Below are 14823 nucleotides of genomic sequence, written 5' to 3' on the forward strand. Positions count from 1 at the left end.
CTTGCTGTATTCTAACAAACATCTATGTCATAAATGTGAATTTCAATCGGGAAATTTACCTTTTTCTCTTTTTCTTCTCCACAACCGGGTGATTTGCTTCATATTTCGCATACAGATCCGGTCGCCGTTCTTTTGTCCGGCTGATCGACTGTTCCAGTCTCCATGCCTCTATATTCTTATGATGACCGGAAAGCAGCACATCCGGAACCTTCTTCCCCATGAATTCTACCGGTCTTGTATATTGTGGATATTCTAACAGATCGTCATGAAAGGATTCGATCTCCGCACTGTCATCATTGTTCAATACCCCAGGAACCAGTCTGGATACAGTATCAATGATTGCCATTGCCGGAAGCTCACCGCCGGTTAAGACAAAATCACCGATCGATACATAATCCGTTACGATCAGCTCCAGCACACGTTCATCGATACCCTCATAATGTCCGCATAAAAGCACCAGATCATCTTCAACAGCAAATTCTTCTGCCACCTTCTGTGTAAATGTCCGTCCCTGCGGTGTCATATATATAACCTTTAATTTCTTTCCTGTCTTTTCACACAAATACTGATAGGCATTATAAACCGGCTCCGCCTGCATCACCATTCCGGCTCCGCCGCCATACGGATAATCGTCTACATGCTTATGCTTATCCTTTGTAAAATCCCTGATATTCACTGCTTCAATATGGATCAGCCCTGCTTCCATCGCCCTGCCGGTAATACTGGTTCTAAGCCCGTCCATGATCATATCGGGGAATAATGTAAGAACATAAAAATTCATCATTCTCTCCATTCGTCCTAATCTTCTGCGATTTTCAGAAGATGTACCTTTACCGTTTTATTTACCGTATCAATATCTGTTACCCATTCCTTTACAACCGGAACATAGATATCGTCCTGTCCTTTTTTCTTTATAACAAAGATATGATTCGCCGGTGTCTCCAGTACATCATCGATCACACCGATCTCTGTGTCATTCTGATCGTATACCTTTGATCCAATCACATCACAGATAAAGAACTCACCATCCTCTAAGGCTACGGCATCCTCTCTGTTTACAAGAATATCATACTGTCTTAAAGCTTCTACATCATTTATACTATCATACCCTGCAAACTTCAAAACTACCATGTTTTTTAAAAATTTACAGGATGTACATTCAGTTTCAATCTCTTTGCTGCCTGATACCAGAAAACATTTTTTCAGGCTTTTAAATCGATTCAGGTCATCCGTTGTCGGATATACTTTTACCTCTCCCTTGATACCATGCGGTGCTGTGATCACACCCACTCTCAGTCTGTCTTCCAAAATTATATCTTTCCTCCACTATAACTAAAAATGGGGGAGTTATGATAACTCCCCCAAAAAGATCTTTGTACTACTTAATATCTACAATTACCTTTTTGTCACCCTTTGAAGCAGCTGCTTTTACAACTGTACGGATGGATTTGGCAATTCTGCCTTGTTTTCCGATAACCTTGCCCATATCCTCTGGTGCAACAGTCAGTTCAACTTTAATTATATCGTCTTTCTCTGTCTCAGTAACAGATATTTGCTCTGGATGATCTACTAGGGATTTTGCAATGATTTCAACTAAATCTTTCATTTAAACACCTCCCTGGTGATATTATTTTTCAATACCTGCCTGCTTGAATAACTTAGCAACAGTCTCAGTTGGCTGAGCACCTGTCTGAAGCCACTTCTTAGCTGCTTCTTCATCGATTTTTACTACGCTTGGCTCCTGGTTAGGATCATATGTTCCAATCTCCTCGATGAATCTACCATCTCTTGGGAATCTTGAATCTGCAACGATTACTCTGTAAAAAGGATGCTTCTTATAACCCATTCTTCTTAATCTGATTTTTACTGCCATTTTGTTTGTTCCTCCTGAAATAAAATATAAAATATAAAAATTTATTTAAATCCAAACGGAAGCTTGAATCCACCGTGGCGTTTTTTGCCACCCATCATACCGGACATCTGCTTCATCATTTTCTTGGATTGTTCAAACTGCTTTAAGAAACGGTTGACTTCCGCGATCTGAACGCCCGCGCCGTCTGCAATACGTTTCTTTCTGGATGGTGAGATCGGATCCTTCAAACATCTCTCATTCGGTGTCATGGACTGAATGATCGCCTTCGGCTTCTTGCCTGCATCTTCATCAATCTGTACATTCTTCATCTGACTGGACATTCCGGGCATCATGGAGAGCAGGTCTCCGATTCCACCCATCTTCTCAAGCTGATCCATCTGTTCCATAAAATCATTGAAATCAAAGGATGCTTTCCGGAACTTCTGTTCCATCTCTTTCGCTTTCTCATCATCGATCGCATTCTGTGCTTTCTCGATCAGCGATTCCACATCACCCATTCCAAGAATACGGCTCGCCATACGGCTCGGATAAAATGGTTCCAGATCTGTCAGCTTCTCACCCATTCCTGCATACAGGATCGGCTTTCCGGTAACAGCCTTAATGGAAAGTGCCGCACCACCTCTGGTGTCACCATCTAACTTCGTTAGGATCACACCATCTATACCAATCTTATCGTTAAATGTCGTTGCAACATTGACAGCATCCTGTCCTGTCATCGCATCAACGGTAAGAACTGTATATGTAACATTGATATTTTCCTTGATCTCCGCAAGCTCATCCATCATATCTTCATCTACATGAAGTCGTCCGGCAGTATCGATAAATACCAGATTCATATGATTCTTTTCTGCATGCAGGATCGCAGCCTTGGCAATATCAAGCGGCTTATGATTATCTCCCATCGTAAAGACAGGCACGCCAACCTTTTCACCATTGATCTGCAGCTGCTTGATCGCAGCCGGTCTGTATACATCACAGGCAACTAACAATGGTTTCTTGCCTTTATTCTTAAACTGATATGCAAGTTTTGCAGCCGTTGTTGTCTTACCGGCACCCTGAAGACCGCACATCATAATGACTGTAATCTCATTTGACGGAAGTAATTTCAGCTCTGTTACATCAGAACCCATCAGCTTATCCATCTCTTCTTTTACAATCTTAATGACCATGTGTCCGGGATTCAAACCCTTAAGGACTTCTTCACCAACAGCTCTGTCACTTACAGCTTTGATAAATGATTTAACAACCTTGAAGTTTACATCGGCTTCCAGTAAAGCACGCTTTACTTCTTTCATTGCCTCTTTTACATCATCTTCTGTAAGAACACCCTTGCTTCTCAGTTTCTTGAAAACATTTTGAAGCTTGTCAGATAAACTGTCAAAAGCCATGAATATCTCCCTTCGTTCCTAACACTCATCTACTAAAACTCGTCCAGTATCCGATCCGATAACCGGTCGATTGCTTCTATCTTCGAATTCAGCCTGTCATCCCGATTCTCCTCCATCAGCTCTGAAATGCAGTCTTTCATCTTCTCGACCTGCTTTCTCGCTTTCATGAATTTGTCAACAAGCTGTAACTTATCTTCATATTCTTCCAAGATCTTATCGCAGCGCTTGATCATGTCATAGACACCCTGTCTGCTGATCTGATTCATTCTGGCAATCTCGGAATAGGACATATCATTATTGACCACATCTTCATAAATTGCTTTCTGATGCTCTGTCAAAAGCTCTCCATAAAAATCATATAATAAAGACTGTCTGACTATTTTCTCCATACGATCACCGCCTGTAAAGTATTTTCCCTTTACCATGGGTTATTCTATACCATGCCTGCATCGTTGTCAAGTAAAATATCTTGACAAATTAATTTTTATCCGAATATCCTCTGTTTTGCCACTTCCATGTCTGCAAGCATCTGTGCTTTTAATTCTGAAACACCTGAAAATTTCTGCTCTCCGCGAATAAAGGATAACAATTCCACGACCAGCTTCTGTTCATAGATATCCTCATCAAAATCAAAGATATGCGTCTCGATTGTTACCCTGCGATCTGTATTCACCGTCGGATTGTCTCCGATATTCGTAATCCCATAACAGACCCTGCCGTCCTCCAGATGTATCCTTGATGCATAAACACCCGTCACCGGATAGATTTTCCCATGCTTTGGAAGCAGATTTGCCGTCGGAACCTGGATCGTCCTGCCAAGCTCTCTGCCATGCACTACATGACCGGACAGAAAATAAGGTCTGCCAAGGAAGGTTTCTGCTTCTTCCATTTTTCCCTCACTGATCAACATTCTGATATAAGTGGAACTTACAATGACATCATGGATTTTTTTCTTTTCTATCACGATCACCTGATAGCCGTGTTCGCCGGCCATCTTCCGCAGAAGTTCTACATTCCCGCGTTTCTTTTTTCCGAATCCGTAATCGGTTCCTACGACTACATATCCGGCATGTAACCTTTTTACAAGGATATCCGTTACGAAAGCTTCCGGTTCCATCGATGCAAATGCATCATCAAACGGATACTCCACCAGTACATCGATTCCCATCTGTTCTGCAAGCATACATTTTTCTTCCGAGGTTATGATGCTTTGAAGCTTATCTACATCAAAGATCGAATTTTTACGAATATCAAAGGTAAATACGACTCCGGTATATCCATCCTTCTGTAAACGAAGCACCTCGTCAAGCAGCAGCTTGTGGCCCTGATGAAAACCGTCAAACTTGCCAAGTGCAACGACGGAACCTTTTTCTGTATTGATCTGTATATCTTTCTGATTAAAATAATGCTGCATTGTCTTCTATCCTATCATCTATCTGTCTCTGCATTCTTCGGGAACATCTTTACCGGCTGGCAGATGCTCTTTTCCTTTTCATATCGGTATATCGCTGCAAAGCTGTCCGTTTCATCATAGACACGGATGCCCGGAACATCTGTAACCGTTTCAGGACTCACAGCTTCCGCAAACTGGGAAAGCTGAAGTTTATTTCCATTTCTTAACAGCTTTCTTGCATATTCATCTGTACCGATATGAAGCTCCGGATACTCCGGCAGCAATAGTTCTTTCTTCATTACATATGAAGCGATCGTTCCCTGATCTCTCGCCTGCTCGATCTCCGCAAGTGTCAGGCTGTCTTCAACCCTGAAGTTCTTCACTTCAGTACGGACCAGCTTCTCCATGACTGCTCCGCAGCCAAGCTTTTCTCCGATATCCCGGCATAAGCTTCTGATATACGTTCCTTTGGAACAATGTATGGTAAATGTAACCCTTGGAAGCGACACATCCTCTATCTTTACCTCAAGGATTGTTACCTCTCTCGGACTCCGTTCGATCTCAATTCCCTGTCTGGCATATTCATAGAGCTTTTTGCCGTTTACCTTGATAGCCGAATACATTGGCGGTATCTGTCCATAAGTGCCGATAAAGCTGTTTACCGCTTCTATTACCGATGCTTCATCCGGGATATCTGCTGTCTCTGTAAGGACTTTTCCTGTTACATCCTCTGTATCTGTTGTCTTTCCGAGCAGCATGACACAGCGGTATGTCTTATCCTTATCGATCAGCATTTCGCTTAATTTTGTTGCCTGTCCAAGACACACCAAAAGCACACCTTCCGCCATCGGATCAAGTGTGCCTGTGTGACCGATCTTCTTCTGTTTTAAAATACCACGAAGCTTGGCTACTACATCAAATGATGTATAGCCCTGCTCCTTGTATACATTCAAAAAGCCGTCTAGCATAACTGTTCCTTAATCTCCTCTATCACGCCGGCAAGGATCTCTTTGATATCTCCCTTCATGCTGAAACCTGCAGCACGAACATGACCACCGCCGCCATGATTGCAGGATATCCTGCTTACATCAACGATATTATTCGACCGAAGTGAAATCTTGTATTCTTCTTCTCCTGTCTGATAGATAAATACCGCCGTTTCCGTTCCCTCTGTGATCCGAAGCTGATCAACGATACCATCCGTATCGATCTTGCCTGCACCACTTTTTCGGAAATCCTCTGTCTCAAGCACTGTGCTGATGATCCTGCCATCTGCATGCTGCTCTGCTTTTGTCAGAGCGATTCCAAGCAGCTTATTTGCGACAAATGTCTTCTTATAGAAGGTTTCATCTATAATAAATGACGGATTTGCACCCTTTTCGATCAGATCACCCGCTATACTCATCGCACTCTTTGTTGTATTACTGTGTTTGAATACGCCTGTATCATGTACAATTCCCATATAGAGTGCTTCGGCAGCATTCTTATTAATCTTGTCCTGTTCCATCAGCTTATAAAGTGCTTCTGCCGCGGAACACGCTTCTGCATCCACATAGCATACCTCACCAAATCCCGGATTGGAGATATGATGATCCACACACATTGTACGCTTCGCACGTTCAAAGATCGGAAGAAAATCTCCCTGTCTTTCCTTATCACCACAATCCACCGCAATACACAGATCATAGACCTGATCTGTCGGTGTATGACTGATCTTATCTGCATCATGTAAAAACAAAAAATCCTTGGAGAATTCCTCCAGATAGATCTGTACCTGCTTATCATAATTGCTGATGATATAATTATATAATCCAACCGTTGAGCCTACACAGTCGCCATCCGGACGTACATGTCCGGTTATAGCGATTGTGTCTGCCTGCTCGATCATGGTAAGAAAATCATTCTTCATTTTCTGTATCATCCTCATCATCTTCGATGTCTTTTACAACATCATCAATCTTTTTGGACATTGTTACACCGTATTCGATCGACTGATCCATGATAAATGTGATCTCAGGTGTATTTCTGAGATTAATGGAATGTGCAAGTTCTCTTCTGATAAATCCCATTGCACTGTTCAGTCCCTCCAGTGTGGAGTTTACGGAATCCTGATCTCCAAGGACACTGATGTATGCCTTGCAGTATTTCAGATCCGGTGTTACAACCGCCTCTACTACGGATGTCATCGGATTAATGCGGGGATCCTTGATCTCTCTGCTGATGATCCGTGAGAGTTCTCTCTGAACCTCTGCATTAATTCTTGTATTTTTTACACTGTTCTTTCTCATTATTTTCTTGGAACCTCTACCATCTGATATGCTTCAATCTGATCCTCTACCTGAATGTCATTAAAGTTCTCAAGAACAATACCACATTCAAATCCTGACTTAACTTCCTTCACATCATCCTTGAATCTCTTTAAGGAAGCCATCTTGCCTTCGTAGATCAGATTTCCTTCACGGGTTATTCTTACGCTGCAATTTCGGTTGATGATACCATCTAATACATAAGAACCTGCGATCATACCGACACCGGAAGCCTTGTAGGTCTGTCTGATCTCTGCATGACCTATTACCTGTTCTTCAAAGATAGGATCTAACATACCCTTCATTGCAGACTCAATATCTTCAATTGCATTGTAGATGACTCTGTATAAACGAACATCTACACCTTCTGTCTCTGCTGTCTCTTTTGCTCTTGCATCCGGCCGGATATTGAAACCGATTACGATTGCATTGGATGCGGATGCCAGAATGATATCTGACTCGTTGATCGCACCAACACCGGAATGGATACATTTTACTGCAACTTCATCATTTGAAAGCTTTAACAGACTCTGCTTAACAGCCTCTACAGAACCCTGTACATCAGCTTTGATAATGATGTTCAGTTCCTTGACATTACCTGCCTGGATCTGGCTGTACAGATCATCCAGTGACATTCTGGATTTCGTCTCAGCAAGCATCTTCACTCTGCTCTGCGAAATGTATGTCTCGGAAATCTGTCTTGCTTCCTTCTCATTATCAACCGCCATAAAGATCTCACCGGCTGATGGAACTGTATCCAGACCAAGGATCTGCACCGGAGTGGATGGAGTTGCTTCTGTTACACGGACACCTTTTGAATTGTGCATTGCACGAACCTTACCATGGGAAGATCCGACTGCAAGATAATCTCCTACATGAAGTGTACCCTTCTGCACTAACATAGTTGCAACAGGACCACGTCCCTTATCAAGCTCTGCTTCGATTACGATACCACGAGCATTTCTGTTTGGATTTGCCTTTAACTCAAGAACCTCTGCAGTTAACAGGATCATCTCAAGCAGGTTATCCAGTCCTTCACCTGTATGTGCGGAAACCGGGCAGAAGATCGTTGATCCGCCCCAGTCCTCAGGGATCAGTTCATATTCTGTAAGCTCCTGCTTTACACGCTCGATATTTGCACTTGGTTTATCGATCTTATTGATCGCAACGATGATCTCGATACCGGCTGCCTTTGCATGGTTAATAGCCTCAATCGTCTGTGGCATAACACCATCATCTGCTGCTACAACAAGGATAGCAATATCGGTAGACTGTGCGCCACGCATACGCATAGCTGTGAACGCCTCATGTCCCGGTGTATCTAAGAATGTGATCGTCTGTCCATTGATCTCTACTACAGATGCACCGATCGCCTGTGTGATACCACCGGCCTCGGCTGATGTTACATTTGTCTTACGGATCGCATCCAGAAGGGATGTTTTACCATGGTCAACGTGACCCATAACGCAGACAACAGGTGGTCTTGGAACCATATCCTTCTCGTCTTCTTCATCCTCTTTTAAGAGCTCCTCGATCACATCGACTTTCTCTTCCTCTTCAGCAATACAGTTATATTCCAACGCGATCTCTGCTGCTGTTTCAAAGTCTAACTCAGAGTTCACGTTATACATCTTACCTGCAAGGAAAAGCTTCTTGATCAGCGCATTTACAGGCTCCTTAATAATGTCTGCAAGTTCTTTGATCGTTATAACCTCCGGAAGTGTGATCGTACGGATCGTTTCCTTGTCCTCTGCCTGCTGCTGAGGCTGCTGTGGCTGATGATGCTTGTTTCTGACATTTTTAGCCAGTCTGCTGATATCTGCCTCAACCTCTTCCGGAGATCTTCTGTTGCCCTTACGAGGCTTATTCTTATCTCTGTTATAATTGTCTCTGTTCTGGCTCTTTAAATCCTTGCCCGGCATCTCTTTTGCTTCAAAATCCTTACGGGTATTTGTTCTTGGACTTCTTCTCTGATTATTATTATTATCATCCTCGTCATCCTTGCCGAATCCCATCGGAGTATTGTTTCTGTTATTGTTGAACCGGTTGTTTCTGTTATCCGGCCTGTCACCGAACTTCGGCTTGTCGAAGCCGCCCTGACGATCTCCGTTTCCGGAAAATCTGCCACGATCCTGACCACCACGGCCATTGTTAGAGAATCTTCCTCTGTCCTGACCATTTCTGTCATTGTTAAATCTCGGTCTGTCAGAATTATTTCTGTCACCGGAATTATTGTATCTTGGTCTGTCAGTGTTATTTCTGTCATTGTTATTTCTGTCATTGTTGTATCTTGGTCTGTCGGAATTGTTTCTGTCAGTACCGTTTCTGTCATTATTATATCTCGGTCTGTCAGAATTATTTCTATCACCATTTGTAAATCTTACACGGTCACCGTTATTTCTGTCGTTGTTATATCTTGGTCTGTCATTTCCCTGCTTGTCGCCAAATCTTGTCTTATCAGAATTCATACGCTCACTATTGTTAAATCTTACTCTCTCATTATTTTGTCTATCGGAATTATTTCTGTTTCTGTCATCTCTGACAAATCTCGTATGTCCCTCATCTTTACCCTGTTTCGACTTATTCGCTTCCCCTGTAGCCGGTCGATCATTTCTTGCAACCGTTTTCTTAGGCTCTTCTTTTACAGGATTTTCTTTCTGAACCTTTTCCGGCGCTGTCTTTGCCGCCTTTACGTCCTCCGGCTTCTTCTCCGGTACAGGCTTTGCTGCCGGCGCATCTGCTTTCTTTGTACCGGTTCCGCATGCCTTCTTAACGATATTGATCATATTCTCATCAACAGCCGACATATGGCTCTTGATCTCGATACCATTTTTGCCAAGGATTGCTTTGATTTCATTGTTACTTATATTCAGCTCTTTTGCCAATTCGTGTACTCTCAGTTTCGTCAAAAGTTACACCTCCATATTTTCACTCAAACTCATGTATTTTATGATCTGTTTCGCAAATCCTTCATCTAAGATTGCGATCGACGTCCGGAATTCTTTTCCAACGAATTTTCCCAGACTGTCTTTGTCTCCAAATTCAAAATATGGGATCTCATAAAAATTACATTTTTGATCAAATAGTTTCTTTGTATTATGGGCTGCATCACATGCCACGATCACGGCACATGCGCTTCCGTTTTTTACGGCCTTTTCTACTGAAAAGTTTCCGCTTACCAGCCTTCCGGCCTTTGCACATAAGGAAATCATGGAATAAATCTTCTTACTGTTCAATTGCCTCTAACTCCTTATCCAGTTTCTCATAAACCTCTTTTGGAATCTGCATCTTGAATGAGCGTTCCAGAGATTTACTCTTCATAGCTTTTTTCAGGCACTCTGCCTTACGGCATATATATGCCCCCCGTCCATTCATCTTGCCGGTCAGGTCGATCGCAAAATTATTCTCATTATCCTTCACGATACGGATGAGTTCTTTTTTCGGTATCATCTCATTACAACCAAGGCACTGTCTGAGCGGTATCTTCTTTGCCATAACATCACTTCCTATGCTTATATATTTATCACCGTTCCAATCGGCATGGTACCCGGTCAGAACTTCATTTTATTCTTCGTCTTCTTTTACTTTTTCCGTATCCTGCTGCTCCAGAGATTCTTCATAAGAACCATCAACGATATCGTCGATATTGTCAAATGCTTCTTCCTGCTCCGGCTCTTTATAGTCATCATTTTCTTCTGAGAAATATCCCATCTCTTCTGCCTGTGACTCACTCTTAATGTCGATCTTATATCCTGTCAGCTTTGCAGCAAGTCTTGCATTCTGACCTTTCTTACCGATTGCAAGTGATAACTGGTAATCCGGTACAACGACAAATGCGCTCTTTTCATTCAGATCTACATCAACTGCGATAACCTCTGATGGACTTAATGCATTCTTGATGAAGATTGCCGGATTCTCATCCCAACAGATAATATCGATCTTCTCGCCGTTCAGATCTTCAACTACGTTATTAACACGGCTTCCGTTTACACCTACACATGCACCTACCGGATCTACATTCTCATCATGAGAATAAACAGCGATCTTGGAACGGGAACCGGCCTCACGGCAGGAGCTCTTGATCTCTACTGTACCGTCTGCGATCTCGGTTACTTCCTTTTCAAATAAACGCTTTACCAGATCAGGATGTGTTCTGGATACTGTGATCTTAGGTCCTCTGGATCCTTTCTTTACTTCTGTTACATATAATTTGATACGGTCACCTCTGTTATATACTTCGCCGGGAACCATCTCAGACTCTTTTAAGATTGCTTCTGTCTTGTCATCCAGACTGACATTGATGTTGTTTCCAACATATCTCTGAACGATACCTGTGATGATATCCTTCTCTTTTGTATAGAAGTGATCGTAGATCGCATCTCTTTCGCTCTCATTAATTGCCTGAACGATTACATTTCTTGCTCTCTGTGCTGCGATTCTTCCGAAATCCTTTGTTGTGATCTCGATGTTGATGATATCTCCGAGATCATACTTGGAATTCATCATCTTAGCTTTTTCCAGAGAAATCTGTGTCGCAGGTCTTTCAACCTCTTCTACAACCTCTTTCTTCGCATATACATGAAACTCACCGGTCTCACGATCCATAACAACATCGATATTCTCATCGGTATCAAAGTCCTTCTTGCAGGCCGCCTTTAAGGATCTTTCGATCGCATCCAGCAGAATATCCTTGCTGATATTTTTCTCCTTTTCTAATTGATTTAATGCTTCGATAATTTCTGACACTTTTTTATCCTCCCGCTTCTTTTATTAATATACAAATGCAAGTCTTATCATCGATATATCTTTTCTTGCAATCTTCAGTTCTTTCTCATCTTCTGTCAAAATGGTAACTGTTTCTTCATCGTATGCTGTAAGTTCACCTTCAAAATCTTTACAGTTATCGATCTTGGTATATGTCTTGATCTCTACAATCTTACCAATACTCCGTTTAAAGTCATTTTCCTTCTTTAATGGTCTTGTAAGCCCCGGAGAGCTGACCTCCAGAATATAGGCATCCTTAATGAAGTCATCTGCATCCAGCAGATCACTCATGGCTCTGTTCACGATCTCACAATCTCCGATCGTTATTCCACCTTCTTTATCTGCATAGATCCGCAGATAATAATCACTGCCTTCTTTTACATATTCCACATCAACCAGTTCAAGGTTATTTGCTTCAATGATCGGCAGAACCATCTCTGTTGCTTTTGCTTCAATATCTGTTTTCTTCGTAGCAATACCACCTTTCTACAAAAACTAAGAGTGGGCCAAAACCCACTCTTAATAGTTACCATAATCTTACTAAAACAAGATTATAACACGTTATAAGGAAAATGCAAGTATTTTTTATCGCATGCCCTTCGCTCTCAGCTCATCTTCCTTCGCATAACGATCCAGAATCTTATTTGCCTTTCGGTCATCGATCATGTACTTATTGCTGATTGCCTGTTTGATGATCTCATCCAGTGCCAGTTCCCTTAAATAAGTATCCTTGATATTAATGGATGCAATCTCCCGGTATGCTCCCATCTTTCTGGTCAGGGTTCCGTACTCATAAGGAATCAGCTTCTCGATCATATTACGGATCTCCTTTGCTACATTTGAACTGTAGCCTCCTGTTGTGACCCCTATCACCAAGTCTTCACGCATAACAATTCCGGGGAACAAGAAGCTGCTGACATCCTTGTTATCTGCTACATTGACCGGAATATTATGTTCGTTACAATACTTTCCGATCTTAGCATTTACATCATCCCTCTTAGTTGCTGCAATTACCATATCTGCCGTATCAAGCGCATCTAATGTCATATTCGACTCATGTACACTGATTCCCTGTACTGCCTTGATCTCATCGCAGATTCTCGGTGCGATAACTGCGATCTTACAGTCAAACTTTATCAGAGAGTTAATCTTTCGAAGTGCGGTCTTTCCTCCGCCAAGTACGATTACTTTTTTGTTTTCCAGATTGATAAACATTGGAAAATATGCCATAGTGAAACCTCCTGTCGCTTCTTTTCTTTTATATTACTTTTCAATAAATTCTTTTTTCATATACCTCATCATTATATACCATGCATAACATACCTTTCTGTAAACAACTGATTATGTTTTTCCTGTTTCAGCATTGATAAAGTATTATTGGCATGAAATGCAACTTTGCTTCATATAATAAACAGATTATAATTCAGGATTACTAAAATGGCAAATGGAAACAATAACGGAACATTAAAAATCAGGATCATCTCGGAACAGACTGCATATCCGGTAACCGATGCGGTCGTTTCTGTCGCATCAACCGGAACTCCGGATGAAGTAATAGAGGAACTGCAAACAGACAGTGACGGTATCATCGACGGCATCACCCTTGAAACTCCTCCACTGGAATACAGCATGGAACCATCTGACAACCAGCCATATTCCGAATACAATCTGAAAATCAATGCACCCGGATTTGAACCACGTATTATCTCCGGTGTACAGATGTTTACTGAACAAAAGGGCATTCAGGCAGTTAAGCTGCGTGTTTCTGATACTGACCAATCGAGCTATAACCCAACGGTGATCGGTGCTCATACCCTCTGGGAAGAATATCCGCCAAAGATTGCTGAGGATGAAATTAAAACAGTTGCAGAGACAGGCGAGATCGTCTTGAGCCGTGTCGTGATTCCTGAAACCATCGTGGTTCATGATGGAGCACCTTCTGACCCAACTGCAATCGACTACTATGTACCTTACAAAGACTACATAAAGAATGTTGCATCAAATGAAATCTACTCCACGTGGCCGGATGCTTCTCTGCGAGCCAATATTCTTGCAATTATGTCCTTCACATTAAACCGTGTCTATACAGAATGGTATCGAGGAAAGGGATACGATTTTACGATCACATCTTCAACCGCTTACGATCAGAAATGGATCTATAACAAGACTATATATAAAAATATCTCCCGTATCGTTGATGAACAATTTGCCAATTATCTGTCAAGGCCGGGTGTCACACAACCGATCTTTACACAATATTGTGACGGGAAACGTGTCACCTGTCCAAACTGGATGACCCAATGGGGTTCCAAGCATCTTGCCGATCAGGGACTGTCTGCGATAGAGATCTTACGCTACTACTATGGCGATTCCATTTATATCAACTCTGCCGAAACCATTGCCGGTATTCCATCCTCTTATCCGGGATATGATCTGTCAATCGGCGCAACCGGTGACAAGGTTCGTCAGCTTCAGGAGCAGTTAAATCGTATCGCACAGAATTATCCGTCCATACCAACTGTCGCCGCCGATGGCATCTATGGACCTGCCACAGCCGATGCCGTCAGACGCTTTCAGCAGATCTTCGACCTGCCCGTTACCGGCATCACCGACTACTCCACCTGGTACAAAGTCTCCCAAATCTACGTTGGCGTCACCAAGATAGCCGAGAATATCTGATCACCGAACGACAGAGAACCCTGCATACCCTTTATTCCGCAGAACACTCGCGTTCTATTTTTCACGTAACGGTACTAAACTCCTCACCTTCGGTGACTCGTTAAGAACCGACGTGAAAAAAGGTCTGCTCCATAAAGGTATGCAGGGTTCCCTGTCTGTCTATGATAAGATATAGTCTACTTCGATACTTGATTCCACTGACAGATCAAAAGTGCGTTGTTGCTTTTATATCATGGTATCTTGTTTTCATATCGTAAAAGATCGTATCTGGTTGTTCAGCAATCACTTTACCTTATAATTTAAAATGAGAACTGATATTACTATTATGAAGCAAGCCTGCCTGAGCGTTGGTACTTAGGCTGCGTCTTTTGCAGCCTTATGTACCACTACGTCGAAGGTAGAGCGGAAGCGTCTTGCGGA

Annotated in this window: 17 protein-coding genes; 1 reads left to right on the forward strand and 16 read right to left on the reverse strand. The window is 42.3% G+C overall.

The genetic code is table 11. The annotated features are described in order from the left end of the window. Positions 1 to 55 precede the first annotated feature (55 nt). The 16 genes from trmD to LK416_05730 form a co-directional block, all read right to left on the reverse strand. A complete protein-coding gene (gene trmD / locus LK416_05655; protein ID UEA75873.1) occupies positions 56 to 781 on the reverse strand; it encodes a tRNA (guanosine(37)-N1)-methyltransferase TrmD in 726 nt (241 codons plus the stop codon). 17 nt (positions 782 to 798) lie between these two features. Then, positions 799 to 1308, reverse strand: a complete 510-nt coding sequence (rimM, locus tag LK416_05660; protein UEA75665.1) for a ribosome maturation factor RimM — start codon at positions 1306 to 1308, stop codon at positions 799 to 801. A 70-nt stretch (positions 1309 to 1378) separates the two neighbouring features. Next, complete coding sequence (locus tag LK416_05665) at positions 1379 to 1606, reverse strand: KH domain-containing protein (protein ID UEA75666.1); 228 nt, start codon at positions 1604 to 1606, stop codon at positions 1379 to 1381. A gap of 21 nt (positions 1607 to 1627) precedes the next feature. Continuing rightward, positions 1628 to 1873, reverse strand: a complete 246-nt coding sequence (gene rpsP, locus LK416_05670) for a 30S ribosomal protein S16 (protein ID UEA75667.1) — start codon at positions 1871 to 1873, stop codon at positions 1628 to 1630. Positions 1874 to 1914: 41 nt separating this feature from the next. After that, positions 1915 to 3261, reverse strand: coding sequence for a signal recognition particle protein (ffh, locus tag LK416_05675; GenBank protein UEA75668.1), 1347 nt, complete (start codon positions 3259 to 3261; stop codon positions 1915 to 1917). 32 nt (positions 3262 to 3293) lie between these two features. After that, complete coding sequence (locus tag LK416_05680) at positions 3294 to 3650, reverse strand: YlxM family DNA-binding protein (protein ID UEA75669.1); 357 nt, start codon at positions 3648 to 3650, stop codon at positions 3294 to 3296. A 95-nt stretch (positions 3651 to 3745) separates the two neighbouring features. After that, complete coding sequence (locus LK416_05685; protein UEA75670.1) at positions 3746 to 4675, reverse strand: bifunctional riboflavin kinase/FAD synthetase; 930 nt, start codon at positions 4673 to 4675, stop codon at positions 3746 to 3748. Between the two features lie 14 nt (positions 4676 to 4689). Further along, positions 4690 to 5622, reverse strand: a complete 933-nt coding sequence (truB, locus tag LK416_05690) for a tRNA pseudouridine(55) synthase TruB (protein ID UEA75671.1) — start codon at positions 5620 to 5622, stop codon at positions 4690 to 4692. Then, complete coding sequence (locus LK416_05695; GenBank protein ID UEA75672.1) at positions 5616 to 6563, reverse strand: bifunctional oligoribonuclease/PAP phosphatase NrnA; 948 nt, start codon at positions 6561 to 6563, stop codon at positions 5616 to 5618. The genes truB and LK416_05695 overlap by 7 nt, the downstream gene beginning before the upstream one ends. Further along, positions 6553 to 6942: a 30S ribosome-binding factor RbfA gene (gene rbfA, locus LK416_05700; protein ID UEA75673.1), complete on the reverse strand. Its 390-nt coding sequence runs from the start codon at positions 6940 to 6942 to the stop codon at positions 6553 to 6555. The genes LK416_05695 and rbfA overlap by 11 nt, the downstream gene beginning before the upstream one ends. Next, the gene (gene infB / locus LK416_05705; protein ID UEA75674.1) at positions 6942 to 9869 is read right to left on the reverse strand and encodes a translation initiation factor IF-2; all 2928 of its coding nucleotides are present in this window, start codon (positions 9867 to 9869) and stop codon (positions 6942 to 6944) included. The genes rbfA and infB overlap by 1 nt, the downstream gene beginning before the upstream one ends. Positions 9870 to 9872: 3 nt before the next feature. Next, on the reverse strand, positions 9873 to 10196 hold the full coding sequence (locus LK416_05710) for a ribosomal L7Ae/L30e/S12e/Gadd45 family protein (GenBank protein UEA75675.1): 324 nt from the start codon (positions 10194 to 10196) through the stop codon (positions 9873 to 9875). After that, entirely contained in the window at positions 10186 to 10455 is a 270-nt protein-coding gene (locus LK416_05715; GenBank protein ID UEA75676.1) for a YlxR family protein, read from the reverse strand. The genes LK416_05710 and LK416_05715 overlap by 11 nt, the downstream gene beginning before the upstream one ends. Before the next feature lie 69 nt (positions 10456 to 10524). Continuing rightward, positions 10525 to 11706 carry a transcription termination factor NusA gene (gene nusA / locus LK416_05720; GenBank protein UEA75677.1) on the reverse strand — a complete coding sequence of 394 codons (1182 nt, stop codon included), beginning with the start codon at positions 11704 to 11706 and terminating at the stop codon, positions 10525 to 10527. A 24-nt stretch (positions 11707 to 11730) separates the two neighbouring features. Beyond that, complete coding sequence (gene rimP, locus LK416_05725) at positions 11731 to 12201, reverse strand: ribosome maturation factor RimP (protein ID UEA75874.1); 471 nt, start codon at positions 12199 to 12201, stop codon at positions 11731 to 11733. A gap of 108 nt (positions 12202 to 12309) precedes the next feature. Next, entirely contained in the window at positions 12310 to 12954 is a 645-nt protein-coding gene (locus LK416_05730; protein ID UEA75678.1) for a bifunctional precorrin-2 dehydrogenase/sirohydrochlorin ferrochelatase, read from the reverse strand. A 207-nt stretch (positions 12955 to 13161) separates the two neighbouring features. On the opposite strand from LK416_05730, the gene LK416_05735 reads away from it, so the two are divergent. Then, positions 13162 to 14403 carry a peptidoglycan-binding protein gene (locus LK416_05735; protein UEA75679.1) on the forward strand — a complete coding sequence of 414 codons (1242 nt, stop codon included), beginning with the start codon at positions 13162 to 13164 and terminating at the stop codon, positions 14401 to 14403. Positions 14404 to 14823: the final 420 nt, after the last annotated feature.

Source organism: Lachnospiraceae bacterium GAM79, assembly GCA_020735665.1.
Lineage (GTDB): Bacteria > Bacillota > Clostridia > Lachnospirales > Lachnospiraceae > Coprococcus.

What these genes read in the sequence shown, in the direction of transcription:
- LK416_05695 (UEA75672.1), bottom strand. Translation starts at nt 6,563, where the DNA reads ATGAAGAATGATTTTCTTACCATGATCGAGCAGGCAGACACAATCGCT.
- LK416_05685 (UEA75670.1), bottom strand. Translation starts at nt 4,675, where the DNA reads ATGCAGCATTATTTTAATCAGAAAGATATACAGATCAATACAGAAAAA.
- ffh (UEA75668.1), bottom strand. Translation starts at nt 3,261, where the DNA reads ATGGCTTTTGACAGTTTATCTGACAAGCTTCAAAATGTTTTCAAGAAA.
- LK416_05715 (UEA75676.1), bottom strand. Translation starts at nt 10,455, where the DNA reads ATGGCAAAGAAGATACCGCTCAGACAGTGCCTTGGTTGTAATGAGATG.
- LK416_05730 (UEA75678.1), bottom strand. Translation starts at nt 12,954, where the DNA reads ATGGCATATTTTCCAATGTTTATCAATCTGGAAAACAAAAAAGTAATC.
- LK416_05665 (UEA75666.1), bottom strand. Translation starts at nt 1,606, where the DNA reads ATGAAAGATTTAGTTGAAATCATTGCAAAATCCCTAGTAGATCATCCA.
- LK416_05735 (UEA75679.1), top strand. Translation starts at nt 13,162, where the DNA reads ATGGCAAATGGAAACAATAACGGAACATTAAAAATCAGGATCATCTCG.
- truB (UEA75671.1), bottom strand. Translation starts at nt 5,622, where the DNA reads ATGCTAGACGGCTTTTTGAATGTATACAAGGAGCAGGGCTATACATCA.
- rbfA (UEA75673.1), bottom strand. Translation starts at nt 6,942, where the DNA reads ATGAGAAAGAACAGTGTAAAAAATACAAGAATTAATGCAGAGGTTCAG.
- rpsP (UEA75667.1), bottom strand. Translation starts at nt 1,873, where the DNA reads ATGGCAGTAAAAATCAGATTAAGAAGAATGGGTTATAAGAAGCATCCT.
- LK416_05680 (UEA75669.1), bottom strand. Translation starts at nt 3,650, where the DNA reads ATGGAGAAAATAGTCAGACAGTCTTTATTATATGATTTTTATGGAGAG.
- trmD (UEA75873.1), bottom strand. Translation starts at nt 781, where the DNA reads ATGAATTTTTATGTTCTTACATTATTCCCCGATATGATCATGGACGGG.